Annotated in this window: 17 protein-coding genes; 12 read left to right on the top strand and 5 right to left on the bottom strand. The window is 61.1% G+C overall.

All coding sequences use genetic code 11. The annotated features are described in order from the left end of the window. Positions 1-87 precede the first annotated feature (87 nt). Complete coding sequence (locus tag M2394_RS27075; RefSeq protein ID WP_178919566.1) at positions 88-432, top strand: pentapeptide repeat-containing protein; 345 nt, start codon at positions 88-90, stop codon at positions 430-432. A gap of 203 nt (positions 433-635) precedes the next feature. Beyond that, positions 636-908 carry a TfoX/Sxy family protein gene (locus M2394_RS27070; RefSeq protein ID WP_176998402.1) on the top strand — a complete coding sequence of 91 codons (273 nt, stop codon included), beginning with the start codon at positions 636-638 and terminating at the stop codon, positions 906-908. A 243-nt stretch (positions 909-1,151) separates the two neighbouring features. Here M2394_RS27070 and M2394_RS27065 read toward each other — a convergent pair whose 3' ends face one another. Genes M2394_RS27065 through M2394_RS27055 form a run of 3 tightly spaced genes read right to left on the bottom strand, consistent with a single transcriptional unit; the run spans position 1,152 to position 3,831 of the window. Further along, a complete protein-coding gene (locus tag M2394_RS27065; RefSeq protein ID WP_178919565.1) occupies positions 1,152-1,919 on the bottom strand; it encodes a heme ABC transporter ATP-binding protein in 768 nt (255 codons plus the stop codon). Further along, complete coding sequence (locus M2394_RS27060; RefSeq protein WP_259175204.1) at positions 1,919-2,902, bottom strand: iron ABC transporter permease; 984 nt, start codon at positions 2,900-2,902, stop codon at positions 1,919-1,921. The genes M2394_RS27065 and M2394_RS27060 overlap by 1 nt, the downstream gene beginning before the upstream one ends. A 50-nt stretch (positions 2,903-2,952) precedes the next feature. Next, positions 2,953-3,831, bottom strand: coding sequence for a hemin ABC transporter substrate-binding protein (locus tag M2394_RS27055; RefSeq protein ID WP_178919564.1), 879 nt, complete (start codon positions 3,829-3,831; stop codon positions 2,953-2,955). A gap of 156 nt (positions 3,832-3,987) precedes the next feature. Between M2394_RS27055 and M2394_RS27050 the strand changes: the two genes are divergently transcribed. Beyond that, positions 3,988-4,305: a Rieske 2Fe-2S domain-containing protein gene (locus tag M2394_RS27050; RefSeq protein ID WP_259175192.1), complete on the top strand. Its 318-nt coding sequence runs from the start codon at positions 3,988-3,990 to the stop codon at positions 4,303-4,305. Here the strand turns inward: M2394_RS27050 and sfsA are convergent. After that, positions 4,302-5,015: a DNA/RNA nuclease SfsA gene (sfsA, locus tag M2394_RS27045; RefSeq protein WP_259175190.1), complete on the bottom strand. Its 714-nt coding sequence runs from the start codon at positions 5,013-5,015 to the stop codon at positions 4,302-4,304. The genes M2394_RS27050 and sfsA overlap by 4 nt on opposite strands. After that, the gene (locus tag M2394_RS27040) at positions 5,015-6,187 is read right to left on the bottom strand and encodes a pyridoxal phosphate-dependent aminotransferase (RefSeq protein ID WP_259175187.1); all 1,173 of its coding nucleotides are present in this window, start codon (positions 6,185-6,187) and stop codon (positions 5,015-5,017) included. The genes sfsA and M2394_RS27040 overlap by 1 nt, the downstream gene beginning before the upstream one ends. 321 nt (positions 6,188-6,508) lie before the next feature. Here M2394_RS27040 and dksA point away from each other — a divergent pair, with 321 nt between their 5' ends. From dksA to panC, 9 genes are all read left to right on the top strand, one after another. Further along, the gene (gene dksA, locus M2394_RS27035) at positions 6,509-6,952 is read left to right on the top strand and encodes an RNA polymerase-binding protein DksA (protein WP_065910298.1); all 444 of its coding nucleotides are present in this window, start codon (positions 6,509-6,511) and stop codon (positions 6,950-6,952) included. 84 nt (positions 6,953-7,036) lie between these two features. Beyond that, positions 7,037-7,924: a tRNA glutamyl-Q(34) synthetase GluQRS gene (gene gluQRS / locus M2394_RS27030; protein WP_259175184.1), complete on the top strand. Its 888-nt coding sequence runs from the start codon at positions 7,037-7,039 to the stop codon at positions 7,922-7,924. Positions 7,925-7,986: 62 nt separating this feature from the next. Beyond that, positions 7,987-8,163: a hypothetical protein gene (locus tag M2394_RS27025; RefSeq protein ID WP_003176118.1), complete on the top strand. Its 177-nt coding sequence runs from the start codon at positions 7,987-7,989 to the stop codon at positions 8,161-8,163. Beyond that, positions 8,147-11,101: a sensor histidine kinase gene (locus tag M2394_RS27020; protein WP_176998409.1), complete on the top strand. Its 2,955-nt coding sequence runs from the start codon at positions 8,147-8,149 to the stop codon at positions 11,099-11,101. The genes M2394_RS27025 and M2394_RS27020 overlap by 17 nt, the downstream gene beginning before the upstream one ends. Before the next feature lie 22 nt (positions 11,102-11,123). After that, positions 11,124-12,554 (top strand): sigma-54 dependent transcriptional regulator, encoded by a 1,431-nt coding sequence (locus M2394_RS27015; RefSeq protein ID WP_178919559.1) that lies wholly within the window; start codon positions 11,124-11,126, stop codon positions 12,552-12,554. 697 nt (positions 12,555-13,251) lie between these two features. Next, on the top strand, positions 13,252-14,655 hold the full coding sequence (locus M2394_RS27010; protein ID WP_259175182.1) for a polynucleotide adenylyltransferase PcnB: 1,404 nt from the start codon (positions 13,252-13,254) through the stop codon (positions 14,653-14,655). Between the two features lie 2 nt (positions 14,656-14,657). Continuing rightward, the gene (gene folK, locus M2394_RS27005; RefSeq protein ID WP_259175180.1) at positions 14,658-15,143 is read left to right on the top strand and encodes a 2-amino-4-hydroxy-6-hydroxymethyldihydropteridine diphosphokinase; all 486 of its coding nucleotides are present in this window, start codon (positions 14,658-14,660) and stop codon (positions 15,141-15,143) included. 365 nt (positions 15,144-15,508) lie between these two features. Next, a complete protein-coding gene (panB, locus tag M2394_RS27000) occupies positions 15,509-16,309 on the top strand; it encodes a 3-methyl-2-oxobutanoate hydroxymethyltransferase (RefSeq protein WP_176998413.1) in 801 nt (266 codons plus the stop codon). Next, the gene (panC, locus tag M2394_RS26995) at positions 16,306-17,157 is read left to right on the top strand and encodes a pantoate--beta-alanine ligase (RefSeq protein ID WP_259175179.1); all 852 of its coding nucleotides are present in this window, start codon (positions 16,306-16,308) and stop codon (positions 17,155-17,157) included. Before panB ends, panC begins: the two co-directional genes overlap by 4 nt. Positions 17,158-17,338 lie beyond the last annotated feature (181 nt).

Raw genomic sequence — 17,338 nt, 5'->3', positions numbered from 1 at the left:
TTTCTTGGTCGTGTCACCGACTTAGGGCGCACGACCAGGCAATAGTGGCACTATAATGGCGTCATAAATCCAACAGGAGTCGCCGTCATGAGTCAGCCCAAGCTTCTTGATACCCCGCTCTACTCGCTCCTGCATAAAGATGACATCCGAGGTTTCAACCAGGAGCGCCCCAAAGACGGTGCCATCAATATGCGTGGCGGCGACTTCCGCGGGCTCGACCTGCGTGAGCTGAACGCTACCGGTGTGGACTTCACCGACGCGTACTTTCGCTCCGCTGACCTACGCGGTTTGGACTTGCGCGACTGCTCACTGGAAGGCGCCAGCCTGGCCCATGCACAGATCTCAGGGGCTTACTTTCCGCCTGAACTGACCGCCGATGAGATCCTCATGTCGGTCAATTTCGGTACCCGTCTGCGTTACCGCACCAAGTAATGCCATTACCCAAAACCCCGGTCACGCCCAGGCGCGCCGGGGTTTTATGCCTGCCTTTTGTCAAAATCCTCGCGCCATTCTTATAAGCTTTTCAGCCGTTCCTGACCAAAGAACTACGCTTTTCCTACTGAGCGCTACACTCCTTTTCAGGCTTGCCTGGTCACGATACCCACCGCACCATTCGGCCGTCGCAAGGAGGCTTGATGAACGATGAGCTGCAACACCTGAAAAATCTTGGCAAGACGTCGGCGCAGTGGCTGCATGCGGTGGGCATCCACAGCGCGTCCGATCTGCGCCGCTTGGGAGCGGTCGACGCCTACCGAGCCGTGCGGACGCGTGGATTCCGGGCGTCCAAAGTGCTGCTGTATGCCATCGAAGGCGCATTGATGGATGTGCACTGGAACGACATTCCGTCGGAGCGCAAGGAAGCGTTGAACCGTCAGTTGGATGCTATTTCAGCGCGGCAGAAGAATTAGATTCACGATCAGACCCAGCATTTGCGGGCATGACAAACACCTGTTTGAGAAAACTTGAGGAGCAAGGAAAAACAAAGGTTGACTCTCAAATGAGAATCGTTATGATTATCACAACTGGTCGCGAGATCAGCCGATAACTGAAAGACCATTGGTTCGGACTCTCAGATTATCTCCTCATCAGGCTAATCACGGTTATTTGACCCGGCTCTTGCCGGGTCTTTTTTTGCCCGCAATAAATCGACTTCAGCGCGCAATAATCAATGGGTGGCCACGTTCGGGATGGGGCTGCACCAACACCTCCAGGCCAAAGACAGCCTTGAGCGGCTCAGGCAGCAAGACCTTCGAAGGTATATCCAGCGCATGAGGGCGTCCCTGTTCCAGCAACAGGATGCGATCGCAGTAACGCGCCGCCAGGTTAAGGTCATGGAGGATCACCAGCACCGCCGCCCCCCGATCCGCAAAGTGGCGGATAGCCTGCAGGGTGGTGTGCTGGTGCAACGGGTCGAGCATCGATGTGGGCTCATCCAATAGCAGCGTCTGGCCTGCTTCACCCGGCCATAACTGTGCGAGCACCCGCGCAAGATGCACCCGTTGACGCTCCCCACCCGACAGCGCCAGGTAGCTGCGGCCACTCAAGTGCCCCACATCCGCCGCCTGCAGGGCCGCGCTGATGATTTCATCATCACGCACCCGACCCGTCTGATGAGGCAAGCGCCCCATGCCGACCACCTCTTCGACACGGAAGGCAAAGTCCAGCGTCGATACCTGCGGCAGCACTGCCAGCCGCTGCGCACGTTGCGAACCACTCCAGTCAGCCAACACGTGCTGGTCAAGCCAGACATTGCCCTTATCCGGCTGCAACTCTCCACACAACGCGCCAAGCAACGTACTTTTGCCCGCCCCGTTGGGGCCCAGCACACCCAACACTTCCCCCGGCAACAGGTCCAAGGTGACATCAGCCAGCACCGTCTTGTGACCGCGCCGGATCTGCAGCTCTTCCACTCGCAGCATCAGGCACGCCCCCGCAACAACAGGTAGAGAAAAAATGGCGCACCAATAAACGCAGTCACGATACCAATCGGCAACTCAGCCGGCGCCAGCGCCAAGCGAGCCACCAAATCGGCGAACAGCAACAGGCTCGCCCCTGCCAATACCGATGCGGGCAACAACACCCGGTGATCCGGTCCGGCCAGCAGCCGCACCAGATGTGGAACCACCAGCCCGACAAAACCGATCATGCCGGCTGCCGCCACGGCGGCTCCCACCCCCAGCGCGGTACAGAAGACCAGCTCACGCTTAAGCCTCTCGACATCAACACCCAGGTGATTGGCCTCGGACTCTCCCAGCAACAGCGCATTCAACGCCTTGGCCCGCCGCGGCAACCACAGCGCCACACCGCCACTCACCAACAGCAACGGCCACAACCGCGAATAGCTCGCACCATTGAGGCTGCCCAGGTTCCAGAAGGTCAGCGTGCGTAAAGTGGCGTCATCCGCCAGGTAGGTAAACAGCCCAACCGCCGAACTGGCGAGGGCTGTAAGGGCAATACCGGCGAGCAGCATCGTTGCCACGTTGGTCTGGCCATTACGTCGCCCCAGGCGGTAGACCAGGGCCGTCACCCCGAGCCCCCCGAGGAACGCACACAGCGACAATAAATACGGCCCAACCGCATCCGGCAGACCGCCAAAGAACGAACCACCGACTATCGCAATCGCCGCCCCCAGCGCAGCACCGCTGGACACCCCCACCAACCCTGGATCGGCCAGCGGGTTGCGAAACAGTCCCTGCATCGCCACACCCGACAGTGCCAACACACCCCCTACCGCCAGCCCGAGCAACGTTCGCGGCAGGCGAATCTGCCCCAGGATCAACTCGGCCTGCTCCAACCCTTGCGCCTCAATCGGTATGCCCATCAAGCGCAACGCAGCCTTGAGCGTATCCATCAACGGCAGGCTGACGGGCCCCAAGGCCAATGAGAGCCAGGTCGCCAACACACACAGCAACGCCAGCCCGATAAACAGAGTTTTGGGTTTAACCAGCGTCGTCATGGGGCGGGCTTGGCCTGGGACGGGTAAAACCCGGCAGACAGCTTCACCAGGCTTTGCGGCAGACGCGGTCCGAGCCCACCCACCAGCAGCGTCGGATCCACTTCAAACACCCGGCCCTGCTTGGCGGCCGGTGTGGAAGCCAGAATCGGGTTTTCCTTGAATAGCGCTGCACGCGCCGCATCACCGGTAAGGGCACGATCAGCAAACACGAGAACATCCGGACTCAAACCGGCCAGCGACTCCACCGAAAACGGCTTGTAACCACTGTGGGTTGCCAGGTTATGTCCGCCAGCCTGTTGCAGCATCCAATCGGCAGCCGTGTCTTTACCCGCGATCAGCGGCTTGCCACCCGCGTGACCGAGCAACAGCAGCACACCCGGGGATTTCTGCGCGGCCTGGGCCTTTGCAACCCAACTTTTCTGCTGCTCAAGAGCCTGTTCATATCCAGTAAACAATTCGTTGGCTTTCGCCTCGCTGCCCAACAGTTTGCCCAAGTGCTGCAAGTTGCCTTTCAACGTCGGCAGGTCCGGTTGGGCCGAGAACAACTCCACCTGCACACCAGCACCGCGAATCTGGGCCAACACGGGCGGCGGCCCCATTTCCTCGGTGCCTACCAGAATCTGCGGGCGCAAACTCAGAATGCCTTCAGCCGACAACTGCCGCTGGTAGCCAATGCTCGGCAGCGCCTTGAGCGACTCGGGATGCTGACTGGTGGTATCCACCCCCACCAACTTCGACTCCGCGCCAAAGGCCGTCACCCATTCCGACAGCGCACCACCGGCACTCACCCAGCGTTGTGGCAGTTCGGAGGCGACTGCCCCATGGTTGACCAGCAGTGAGGCAACAAGCGCAATAGCGCTGGTACTCAGGCGCATAACAGGGTTTCCTTCCAGGGGCAGGGCCAATCAAGCACTCAGGGATGTGACAGACAGCACCTGCCAGGCATCGTATTGAGCGCCCAGTCAGCCGACGGGCGAAGCCGGCATTTGATAATTGTTTGCATTTGAACGTCAAGGCACTTAAGGATTGAAATGAAGTTTCTCTGCCCCTCCGCCACCCTCGCGCCAAACAGCAGCCGCGGTTTTGAAATCGATGGTTGCAAATTGTTGGCCGTGCGCCGGGACGGCGTCGCCTACTTCTATATCAACCGCTGCCCCCATCGCGGCATCCCGCTGGAATGGCAGCCCGACCACTTCCTCGACACCAGCGCCAGCCTGATCCAGTGCGCCACCCATGGCGCGCTGTTCCTGATCGAAAGCGGTGAGTGCATCGCCGGCCCTTGCGCCGGCCAAAGCCTCACCGCCCTGCCCGGTCGCGAGGACGAACAGGGGTTGTGGGTGGAACTCTAGTCGCCCATCACGACATCCAGGCGCCGGTCGATGTAAATTTCTTCAGGCGTCACCCGCACGCCATAGGCCAACACCTCCACACCGGCAGCCTTGGCCTCACGCAATGCCGCGGCGTAACCGGCATCTATTTCAACGGCCGGGCGCACCGCGTCCACCCCCGACAGGTTGACGCAATACAACTGCACCGCCCGCACGCCTTCACGCGCCAGATGCGCCAGCTCCCGCAAATGCTTGGCACCGCGCTGGGTGACGGCGTCGGGGAAAGCCGCGACCGTCGAGCCATCAAAACCCAGCGTGACGCTCTTGACCTCGACGTAAGCCAAGCCCTGGGGATAATCGAGCCAAAAGTCGATGCGGCTTTTTTCTTGGCCGTAGGGCACTTCACGCTTCAGGGCAGTAAAGCCGTTGAGCTCAGTGATGACACCCGCGTGTAGCGCCTCCTCAACCAACTGATTGGCCCGCGCCGTATTGACGCACGCGAGGCGCCCCTGGGGCGTTTCGGCGATTTCCCAGGTGCCCGGCAACTTGCGCTTGGGGTCCGTTGACCGGCTGAACCAGACCTGCCCGCCCTCCACCATGCAATTGAGCATCGAACCGGTGTTCGGGCAGTGAATGGTCAGCAACTCGCCGGTAACGGTTTCGATATCGGTGAGAAAACGCTTGTAGCGGCGAATCAGCCGCCCTTCTTCGAGGGGAGGATGAAAGCGCATCAGCCTTGCCAGCTCCGCAAGCCACGGGCGATACGTTCCACCGCCTCCTGCAGTCGATCGAGGTTTTGCGTGTAGGCAAAACGCACATGATGCCCCGCCTGATGGCGGCCAAAGTCCAGCCCGGGGGTAAAAGCGACGTGCTCGGTTTCGAGGAAATGCCGGCAGAACGCGAAGGCATCACCGCCAAACGCGCTGATATCAGCGTACAAATAGAACGCCCCCTCTGGCTCCACTGCAATGCCGAAGCCCAGCTCACGCAGCGCTGGCAGCAGGAAGTCGCGACGACGGCCAAACTCGGCGCGGCGCTCTTCCAGAATGCTCAGGGTTTGCGGGGTGAAACAGGCCAAGGCCGCGTATTGGGCCATGCTCGGCGCGCTGATGTAGAGGTTTTGCGCCAGCTTCTCCAGCTCGCCCACCGCCGCCGGTGGCGCCACCAGCCATCCCAGGCGCCAGCCGGTCATTCCGAAATACTTCGAAAAACTATTCAGGACAAAGGCGTCATCGTCGACTTCCAGCACGCTGGCAGCGTCTGTGCCATAGGTGAGGCCGTGGTAGATCTCGTCGACCACCAGGTGACCATTACGTGCCTTGATCGCATTCGACAGGCTGGCCAACTCATCTCGCGCAAGAATGGTCCCGGTCGGGTTGGCGGGTGACGCCACGAGCGCACCCACGCTGTCCTGGTCCCAATGCCTGGCCACCAGGTCGGCGGTCAGCTGATAGCGAACCTCCGGGCCCACCGGCACCAGTTGGGCCGCGCCCTCCACCAGCCGCAGGAAATGCCGATTACACGGGTAACCTGGGTCCGCCAGCAGCCAATGCTTGCCCGGGTCGACCAACAGACTGCTCGCCAGCAACAGCGCGCCCGAACCACCAGGGGTGATCAGGATGCGCTCAGGGTCCACGCTCAAACCGTAGCGTTGCCCGTAAAAACCGCTGATGGCCTCACGCAATTCCGGCAGGCCACGGGCTGCGGTGTAGCGCGTCTTGCCGTTCGCCAGCGCGGCCTGGCCGGCCTGGATGATCGGCTCGGCCGTGGTGAAGTCCGGCTCGCCGATCTCCAGGTGGATCACGTCATGACCCGCAGCCTGCAGCTCATTGGCGCGCGCCAGCAACGCCATGACATGAAAAGGTTCGATGGCGCGACTGCGCGCACTGTAGGGCTGAGCCATTAGCCTTCCTTAGACGGTGAGGACAAAATCTGGATTCTACCGAACCCGCGCCGTAAAACATGTTCTATTGCCTGCCCCGTGGCCTGCGATGAACCGGGCAGGCGCTTGCAAAACGACTAAAATCAACACTCGAGGCTCCTCATAACCAGCCATGCCGGGCTGCTACCGTTTGCAACCCGCGCGCGATGGGCCTCGACAACCGGGAGTGGCGCACCCCGAATCTATCTGGTAAGTTCGCCCGCTTGCAGCCGCAGGGCCGGCAGGTGTCGGTGACGTTGCAATCCTGCGCAATGGATTAGAAGAGTGAGAGGCGGTCTATTCATGTCCACCCAAGCAAAGCAACAACAATCCTCAGGCCTCAGCGGCTTCACACCCTATGTCGAGGCAAAGGGTGAGGAGTACATGAGCGAGCCCATGCGCAAGCACTTCTCCAATATTCTGAAGAAGTGGAAGCAGGACTTGATGCAGGAAGTCGACCGCACGGTTGACCACATGAAGGACGAAGCAGCCAACTTTCCGGACCCGGCAGACCGTGCCAGCCAGGAAGAGGAATTCGCCCTCGAACTGCGCGCCCGTGATCGCGAGCGCAAGCTGATCAAGAAAATCGACAAGACACTGCAACTGATCGAAGACGAGGAATATGGCTGGTGCGAATCCTGCGGCGTCGAGATCGGTATCCGTCGCCTGGAAGCCCGCCCTACCGCGGACCTCTGCGTAGACTGCAAGACCTTGGCTGAAATCAAGGAAAAACAGGTCGGCAAGTAATCCCTGCCGGGCTGAACGAATGGGGCGTGCAAACGCCCCATTTTTGTTTCTGGCGTTTACCGATTTTCCAGTAGTATCCGGCCCATGACTGCCTCTACCTATATCGGGCGCTTCGCCCCCACACCCAGCGGCCACTTGCACTTCGGCTCCCTGGTCGCCGCCCTCGCCTCCTACCTCGACGCCCGCGCCAACCATGGCCGCTGGCTGATGCGCATGGAAGACCTCGATCCCCCCCGCGAAGAGCCGGGCGCCCAGGCCGCGATCCTGCACGCCCTGGAAAGCTATGGCTTCGAGTGGGACGGGGAACTGGTCCGACAAAGCGAGCGGCACGAAGCCTACGCCAAAGTACTGAACGATATGTTCAACCATGGCCTGGCCTACGCCTGCACCTGTTCACGCAAACAACTGGAAGCCTACAACGGGATTTACCCGGGGCTGTGCCGCAATGCCGGGCACGACCAGCAGGACGCCGCCATTCGTTTGCGCGTGCCTGAGCTTGCATATCACTTTACCGACCGTGTGCAGGGCGAATTCCGACAACACCTCGGCCGCGATGTAGGAGACTTCATCATCCGCCGTCGCGACGGCCTCTATGCCTACCAATTGGCCGTCGTGCTCGACGATGCCTGGCAGGGTGTGACCGATATCGTGCGCGGCGCCGACTTGCTTGACTCCACGCCACGCCAACTCTACCTGCAAGAATTGCTGGGCCTGCGCCAACCGCGCTATCTGCACGTGCCGCTGATCATCCAACCGGACGGCAACAAGCTGGGCAAATCCTACCGATCACCGCCATTGACACCTGACCAGGCCACGCCTTTGTTATTGAGAGCACTGCGCGCCCTGGGCCAGCAGCCGGGCAACGAGTTGCTGTACGCCAGCCCACGGGAGCTGCTGGATTGGGGGATTGCGCACTGGGACGCGACAAAGATCCCGCGCACACTCACGCTGGCCGAAGCGCAATTGAACTGAAGGCGCTTGCAGCTTGCCAAGCATCCGTTACCATCGCCCCACGTTTTTACACAGAGGCCAACATGTACATCTATCGATTGGTCCTGCTGCTGGTCGTCGGGATCTACCTGTTTTCTCCCGCCATCATGGATTGGTGGATCGACGCCACGGGCGCCTGGTATCGCCCCTATCTGCTGTGGCTGATCCTGATCGTCGTGACCTTCATCCTGCAGAGCCAAAAAGATGCCGATGAGCTTTAGCCTCACCCAGATGCTGCTGATCAGCGCCGCCTACCTGGCCGCGTTGTTCGGGGTGGCCTGGATCAGTGAGCGCGGAATGATTCCGCGGGCGATCATTCGCCATCCGTTGACCTACACCTTGTCCCTGGGCGTCTACGCCAGTGCCTGGGCGTTTTATGGCACGGTGGGCCTGGCCTACCAGTACGGCTACGGCTTTCTCTCCAGCTACCTTGGCGTGTCCGGTGCATTCCTGCTGGCGCCGGTGCTGCTGTACCCGATCCTGAAAATCACCCGAACCTATCAGCTATCCTCCCTGGCCGACCTGTTCGCCTTCCGCTTCCGCAGCACCTGGGCGGGCGCCTTGACCACCGTGTTCATGCTGATCGGCGTGCTGCCGCTGCTGGCCCTGCAGATCCAGGCCGTGGCGGACTCCATCAGCATCCTGACCCGCGAGCCTGTGCAACATCGCGTGGCGCTGGCCTTCTGTGCGCTGATCACGCTGTTCACGATTTTCTTCGGCTCGCGCCATATCGCCACTCGCGAGAAACACGAAGGCCTGGTCTTTGCGATCGCCTTCGAGTCAGTGATCAAGCTGATCGCCATCGGCGGCGTCGGACTCTATGCGCTCTATGGCGTGTTCGACGGCCCACAACAGCTTGAACTGTGGCTGCTGCAGAACCAGACCGCCCTCGCCGCCTTGCACACGCCGCTGCAAGAAGGCCCGTGGCGCACGCTGTTGCTGGTGTTCTTCGCCTCGGCGATCGTGATGCCGCACATGTACCACATGACGTTTACCGAGAACCTCAACCCGCGCTCGCTGGTCAGCGCCAGCTGGGGCTTGCCGCTGTTCCTGCTGCTGATGAGCCTGGCGGTGCCGCTGATCCTGTGGGCCGGTTTGAAACTGGGCGCAACCACCAACCCCGAATACTTCACCCTCGGCATCGGCATTGCCGCCAACAACCCGGCCCTGGCGCTGCTGGCTTACGTTGGCGGGCTTTCCGCCGCCAGCGGGTTGATCATCGTCACCACCCTGGCGCTGTCGGGCATGGCGCTCAACCACCTGGTGCTGCCGCTGTACCAGCCGCCCGCCGAGGGCAATATCTACCGCTGGCTGAAATGGACACGCCGCGCGCTGATCGTCGCGATCATCATGGCCGGCTACGGTTTCTACCTGCTGCTGGGCGCAGGGCAAGACCTGGCCAACCTGGGCATCGTCGCGTTCGTCGCCACCTTGCAGTTCCTGCCGGGAGTGCTGTCGGTACTGTATTGGCCAACCGCCAACCGTCGCGGTTTTATCGCCGGCTTGCTGGCGGGCATCCTGGTGTGGATCGTCACCATGCTCTTGCCGTTGGTCGGCAATCTGCAGGGCTTCTACATCCCGCTGCTGAACATGATTTACGTACTGGACGACACCAGCTGGCACATGGCGGCCATCGCCTCGCTGGCCGCCAACGTCCTGATGTTCACCCTGATCTCGCTGTTCACCAACGCCAGCCCCGAAGAAACCAGCGCCGCCGAAGCCTGCGCAGTGGATAACGTGCGCCGGCCGCAACGCCGCGAACTGCATGCGGCGTCGCCCCAGGAGTTCGCCACGCAACTGGCCAAGCCCCTCGGCGCCAAGGCCGCACAAAAAGAAGTCGAGCAAGCGCTGCGCGACCTGTACCTGCCGTTCGACGAGCGGCGCCCGTATGCGCTGCGCCGTCTGCGTGACCGCATCGAGGCCAACCTCTCAGGCCTGATGGGCCCGAGCGTGTCCCAGGACATGGTGGAAACCTTCCTGCCCTACAAGGCGGGCGGCGAAAACTACGTCACCGAAGACATCCACTTCATCGAGAGCCGCCTTGAGGACTACCACTCGCGCCTCACCGGCCTGGCCGCCGAACTCGATGCCCTGCGCCGCTACCACCGTCAGACGCTGCAAGAGCTGCCGATGGGCGTGTGCTCCCTGGCCAAGGACCAGGAGATCCTCATGTGGAACAAGGCCATGGAGGAACTCACCGGTATCGCCGCCCAGCGCGTGGTGGGCTCGCGCCTGAACACCCTGGGCGAACCGTGGAAGGAGTTGCTGCAAGGCTTCATCAACCTGCCCGACGAACACTTGCACAAGCAGCACCTGGCCCTCGATGGCCAGACCCGTTGGCTCAACCTGCACAAGGCTGCGATCGACGAGCCGCTGGCACCGGGTAACAGTGGCCTGGTGTTGCTGGTGGAAGACCTGACCGAAACCCAGATGCTCGAAGACAAGCTGGTGCACTCCGAGCGACTGGCCAGTATTGGCCGCCTGGCAGCGGGCGTCGCCCATGAAATCGGCAATCCGATCACCGGTATCGCCTGCCTTGCGCAGAACCTGCGGGAAGAGCGCGAAGAAGACGGCGAAATCACCGAAATCAGCGGGCAGATCCTTGAGCAGACCAAGCGTGTTTCGCGCATCGTGCAGTCGCTGATGAGCTTTGCCCATGCGGGCGCCCATCAGAATCAGGACGAAGCGGTATGCCTGGCCGAAGTGGCGCAGGATGCCATTGGGCTGCTGGCCTTGAACCGGCGCAATTTCGAAGTACAGTTCTTCAACTTGTGTGATCCGGACCATTGGGTCGACGGCGACTCACAACGCCTGGCCCAAGTGCTGATCAACCTGCTGTCCAACGCCCGCGACGCAACACCGGCGGGTGGCGCGGTAAGGGTCAAGACCGAGGCTTTCGAGCACACGGTCGACCTGATCGTCGAGGACGAGGGCAGCGGCATTCCACAGAACATCATGGACCGATTGTTCGAACCCTTCTTCACCACCAAGGACCCAGGTGAAGGTACCGGTCTGGGCCTTGCACTGGTCTATTCCATCGTTGAAGAGCATTATGGACAAATCACCATCGACAGCCCGGCTGACACCGAAAGCCAACGCGGCACCCGTATTCGGGTGACCTTGCCGCGTCATGTCGAAGCGACGTCCGCTGTGAACTGAGACCGTCGAGAGAATTGAATCAATGCCGCACATTTTGATCGTCGAAGACGAAACCATTATCCGCTCTGCCTTGCGTCGCCTGCTTGAACGTAATCAGTACCAGGTCAGCGAAGCCGGCTCGGTGCAGGAAGCCCAAGAGCGGTTCAGCATTCCCACGTTCGACCTGATTGTGAGTGACCTGCGCCTGCCGGGCGCTCCGGGCACCGAGCTGATCAAGCTTGGCCAGGGCACCCCGGTGCTGATCATGACCAGCTACGCCAGCCTGCGCTCGGCGGTAGACTCCATGAAGATGGGCGCGGTGGACTACATCGCCAAGCCTTTCGACCATGACGAAATGCTCCAGGCCGTGGCCCGCATCCTGCGTGACCGTCAGTCGGCCAGCAGCGCACCGGCCGAACAGCGCCCTGCGGGCAAGGCGGCCGACAAGCCGGGGGTGGATAACAGCAACGGCGAAATCGGCATCATCGGCTCATGCCCGCCGATGCAAGACCTGTATGGCAAGATCCGCAAAGTCGCGCCTACCGATTCCAATGTCTTGATCCAGGGCGAGTCGGGCACCGGTAAAGAGCTGGTGGCACGCGCCCTGCACAACCTGTCCAAGCGCGCCAAGGCGCCGATGATCTCGGTGAACTGCGCAGCCATCCCTGAATCGCTGATCGAATCCGAATTGTTCGGCCACGAAAAAGGCGCGTTCACCGGCGCCAGCGCCGGGCGTGCGGGCCTGGTCGAAGCGGCGGACGGCGGTACGCTGTTCCTCGACGAGATCGGCGAGTTGCCTTTGGAAGCCCAGGCCCGCTTGCTGCGCGTGTTGCAGGAAGGCGAGATTCGCCGCGTCGGCTCGGTGCAGTCGCAGAAGGTCGATGTACGCCTGATCGCGGCGACTCACCGGGACCTGAAAAGCCTGGCCAAGATCGGCCAGTTCCGTGAAGACTTGTATTACCGCCTGCACGTGATCGCCCTCAAGCTGCCGGCCCTGCGTGAGCGCGGCGCCGACGTCAACGAGATCGCCAATGCGTTCCTGTTGCGCCAGAGCGCCCGCATCAACCGTACCGACCTCAAGTTTGCCCCGGACGCCGAACAGGCCATCCGGCATTACTCGTGGCCGGGTAACGTGCGGGAACTGGAAAACGCGGTCGAACGCGCGGTGATCCTGTCGGAAAGCCCGGAAATCTCTGCCGAGCTGTTGGGTATCGATATCGAGCTGAGCGACCTGGAAGACGACGATTTCATCGGCCTGGCCCCGCAACAGGGCGGCGGTAGCAATACCAGCCATGAGCCGACGGAAGATTTGTCACTGGAAGACTACTTCCAGCATTTCGTCCTCGAGCACCAGGACCACATGACCGAGACCGAACTGGCTCGCAAGCTGGGCGTAAGCCGCAAGTGCCTGTGGGAACGCCGCCAGCGCCTGGGCATTCCACGGCGCAAGACCGGGGTGGCCAGCGAGAGTTGAGGGTGTTCCCCCACAGGTAACACCCTCAGATGTGAAAAAACTGTTACCGCTGAATTTTTACGTAACAAAAGCCGGGGCTTACGGTAACGAAGCCCCGGCTTTTTTTGGCCTGTCAAAAACCAAATTCCTCTCCAAACCCCCGGTTTCATTGGCCGACGCAAAAGTTGGCACGCACCCTGCTATATGCTTAGTACAAAAACAATAACAAGCTTTGTACAAGACAATAAAAATAAGACGAATCGACTCACGCATAACAAAAACAACACGGCGGAGGCGCAGCTAACTGATTCTTTTGGAGAGGCGTTGCATTTGGGGCTTGCCCCGCAACCAGGCCGAGAACAACAAAAACTGCCCTAAGGCAGAGCCTGAACTGGTTGGATCGTAGATCAGCAACACAGCGACCAAAGCAATCCGTTTGCTCTTGACTCCCGATTGGGAGTGTCATGAAGGTGAAGCTTCATGGCGAGGGCGATCAACAAAAACAAGAAGCCCGAAATCAATAATAAAAATAGAGCACGCAACTACTTCTGGGGGAGCTTCGGCTCCCCTTGTAGTTTCTGCGATTTGACCTTCCAAGGCTTATGGCGCAAGGCCTGCAGCTTGTTCCTACACCATCCCCTGACTAAATGCTAGAATCCCCGCCCATCATGCGGTCATTCTTCGTTATGGCCGAACATTCCTTCAAACAGTGCATCCCATGCTGAAGAAGTTGTTCCAGTCATTCCGTTCTCCCTTGCGTCGTACGCAACACAAACGCAGCACGCCTGAAGTGCTCAACAGCAGCCAGCATTCGCTGCAACGCGCTCAATTCAGCCGTTATGCAGTGAATATCGTCGAACGCCTGCAGAACGCCGGCTACCAGGCTTATCTGGTCGGTGGCTGCGTGCGCGACATGCTGCTCAACATCACGCCCAAGGATTTCGACGTCGCCACCAGTGCCACGCCCGAGCAAGTGCGTGCCGAATTCCGCAATGCGCGAATCATCGGCCGTCGCTTCAAGCTGGTGCACATCCACTTCGGCCGCGAAATCATCGAGGTCGCCACCTTCCGCGCCGGTCATCCGCAAAACGATGAAGAGGAAGACACCAACCAGTCCTCCCGCAACGAGAGCGGCCGCATCCTGCGCGACAACGTCTACGGCACCCTGGAAGAAGACGCACAGCGCCGCGACTTCACCATCAACGCCTTGTATTACGACCCGGTCAGCGAGCGCATTCTCGATTACGCCAACGGCGTACACGACATCCGTAACAACCTGATCCGACTGATCGGTGATCCGGTCCAGCGCTACCAGGAAGACCCGGTGCGCATGCTGCGGGCAGTGCGGTTTGCCGCCAAGCTGAACTTCGGTATCGAGAAACACACCGCCGCGCCGATTCGCGACCTGGCCCCGATGCTGCGCGAGATCCCTTCGGCACGCCTGTTCGAAGAAGTGCTCAAGTTGTTCCTCTCGGGCTACGCCGCCGACACCTTCGAAATGCTGGTGGACCTGCAGTTGTTCGACCCACTGTTCCCGGCCAGCGCCGAAGCACTGGAATACAACCCGACGTACACCCACACCCTGATCAGCGAAGCCCTGATCAACACCGACCTGCGCATCAAGCAGAACAAACCGGTCACCCCGGCGTTCCTGTTTGCCGCCCTGTTGTGGCCGGCCCTGCCAAAACGCGTATTGCGCCTGCAGGACCGCGGCATGCCGCCGATTCCGGCCATGCAGGAAGCCGCGCACGAGCTGATCGCCGAGCAGTGCCAGCGCATCGCTATTCCGAAGCGCTTCACGATGCCGATTCGCGAGATCTGGGACATGCAGGAGCGCCTGCCACGTCGCAGCGGCAAACGCGCCGACCTGCTGCTGGACAACCCACGCTTCCGTGCGGGCTACGACTTCCTGCTGCTGCGTGAAAGCGCCGGCGAGCAGACCGACGGCCTGGGCGACTGGTGGACCGACTACCAGGACGCCAACGACAGCGAGCGCCGTGACATGATCCGTGACCTCGGCAGCAAGGGTGACGGTGAAGGCGCCGGCCCGAAAAAGCGTCGTCGCAGTGGTACCAAGCGCAAACGCAGCGCCGCTGACGCCTCAGGCGCCTCGGGCGATTAAACGTGGAACGCATCTACATCGGCATGGGCAGCAACCTGGCTGCCCCGGACCAGCAATTGCGCAGTGCCATCGAAGCACTGGCGCAGTTGCCCGGCACAACCGTCGCCGGCGTGTCGGCCTTCTACCAAAGTGACTCCCTGCTCCCGGGCCAACCGCGCTACACCAACGCGGTGGCCGCCTTGGACAGCAGCCTCGCGCCGCTGGAGATGCTCGATGCCCTGCAAGCCATCGAGAACGATCAGGGCCGCGAACGCCTTGAACGGTGGGGCCCACGCACCCTGGACCTGGATATCCTGCTGTTTGGTGATCGCCTCATCGAGGAGCCGCGCCTGAAGGTGCCGCATTACCAGATGCACCTGCGGGCCTTTGTGCTATATCCGCTGGCCGAACTGGCCCCCGCCACGCTGCAACTACCCGACGGTCAGCGACTCAGCGACCTGTTGGCCGCGTGCCCATTCGTCGGCCTGGAACGCCTGCCCCAAGACTGACTCGGTCAATGTGGGAGCTGGCTTGCCTGCGATAGCATCACCTCGGCCTCACTGAAAGACCGAGGCGCCTGCATCGCAGGCAAGCCAGCTCCCACATTTTGATCCCATGTAGCCTGAAAACGCCGCTGAAGTTGCTGAATCGCGTCAGTAACAGCGGTAACACCGCCGTCGTAACAATGCGGTAACACATCCAATTGACTTCCCGTGTCCCCATCACGACTATAGGCGTCCCGCTGCCGTCAACACGGCGCTTAAGGGCGCAATCCAGGCCTTATAAGCACTGCTCTCAAGACAGTGCGCCTGTATAAACGAAGACTCACGCGCGTTACTCGCTGTTTCCAAGCGCCTGAACGAGGACCCTTTTCATGCCAGACATTACCCTGACCACCTTGCAGAGCCTCAAGCTCAAAGGTGAAAAAATCACCATGCTGACCTGCTACGACGCCACCTTCGCCCACGCCAGTTGCCAGGCGGGCGTGGAGGTGTTGCTGGTGGGTGACTCCCTGGGCATGGTTCTTCAAGGGAATGACAGCACCCTGCCTGTTACGACCGATGACCTCGCTTACCACACCGCCAGCGTCAAACGCGGCAACGACGGTGCGTTCATCATTGCTGACCTGCCGTTCATGGGTTACGCAACACTCGAACAGACCTTTCAGAACGCCGGCAAGCTGATGCAAGCCGGTGCGCACATGATCAAAGTGGAAGGCGCCGTGTGGCTCGCCGAGTCCATCCGCCTGCTGGCGGAACGTGGCGTGCCGGTGTGTGCGCATATGGGCCTGACGCCGCAGTCGGTAAACATCCTCGGCGGCTACAAAGTTCAAGGTCGCAACGAGGCCCAGGCGCGCCAGATGCGTGCCGACGCGATTGCCCTGGAGCAAGCCGGCGCCGCAATGATCCTGCTCGAATGCGTGCCCAGCGAACTCGCCGCCGAAATCACCCAGGCCGTCAAAGTGCCGGTCATCGGCATTGGCGCAGGTTCGGCCACCGACGGCCAAGTGCTGGTGGTGCATGACATGCTCGGCCTGTCGATCAGCGGCCGCGTACCCAAGTTCGTGAAGAACTTCATGGCCGGCCAGGACAGCATCCATGCCGCCTTGAGCGCCTACGTCGCTGAAGTCAAAGCCGTTACCTTCCCTGGCGTCGAACACGGATTCTCTGCATGAACACCGTAAAAACCGTACGTGAATTGCGGGCTGCCGTGGCCCACGCCCGCAGCGCCGGCAAACGCATTGGCTTTGTGCCCACCATGGGCAACCTGCACAGCGGCCACGCCACCCTGGTGACCAAGGCTGCGCAACAGGCGGACTTCGTGGTGGCGAGCATCTTCGTCAACCCGCTGCAGTTCGGCGCTGGCGAAGACCTGGACAAGTACCCGCGTACCTTGGCGGCCGACCAGGAAAAGCTGCTGCAAGCCGGCTGCAACCTGCTGTTCGCGCCCACCGTCGAAGAGATGTACCCCGGCGGCATGACCGGCCAGACGCGGGTCAGCGTGCCGCAACTCTCCGAAGGCCTGTGCGGCGCCAGCCGCCCTGGGCATTTCGAGGGCGTGGCGACAGTGGTGAGCAAGCTGTTCAACATGGTCCAGCCGGACATGGCCGTGTTTGGCCTGAAGGACTACCAGCAACTGGCGGTGATCCGCGCCATGGTCCATGACCTGAACATGCCGATCCAGATCATCGGCGAGCCCACCGTGCGCGCCGACGACGGCCTTGCGCTGTCGTCGCGCAATGGTTACCTCACCGAAGAGCAGCGCGCCATTGCCCCAGTGCTGTACCGCAGCCTCAGCCAGATTGCCGAGGCGATCAAAGCCGGTGAGCATGATTTCGCCAAGCTGCGCGCCGATCAGGTCCAGCAGATCGAAGCCGCCGGCTTGCGCCTCGACTACCTGGAAGTTCGCCAAGGCGTGCACCTGCGCCCCGCCACGGCCGAGGACCGCGACATCGTGATCCTGGTGGCCGCCTACTTGGGCGCCACGCGGCTGATCGACAACCTGCACCTGAACCTGGCCTGACACTCCCCGCCTTTTCCCACCTCAAAAACAGCACGCCTGTTGCCCTGCCCGCTGTGCCGGTATAAAAAAGTACCGGCTACAGCGCAGACAAAGCCAAGACATATTCACACGCTAGGTTTAATGTAATCGCCCTGCGCTCTTGGTTAGCGCTGTCCGGGGTCGGCCGCTTGAACAAAGCAGG

This window comes from Pseudomonas sp. BIGb0164 (genome assembly GCF_024810135.1).
Taxonomy (GTDB): Bacteria; Pseudomonadota; Gammaproteobacteria; order Pseudomonadales; family Pseudomonadaceae; genus Aquipseudomonas.
This window is presented reverse-complemented; position numbering and strand designations above follow the sequence as displayed.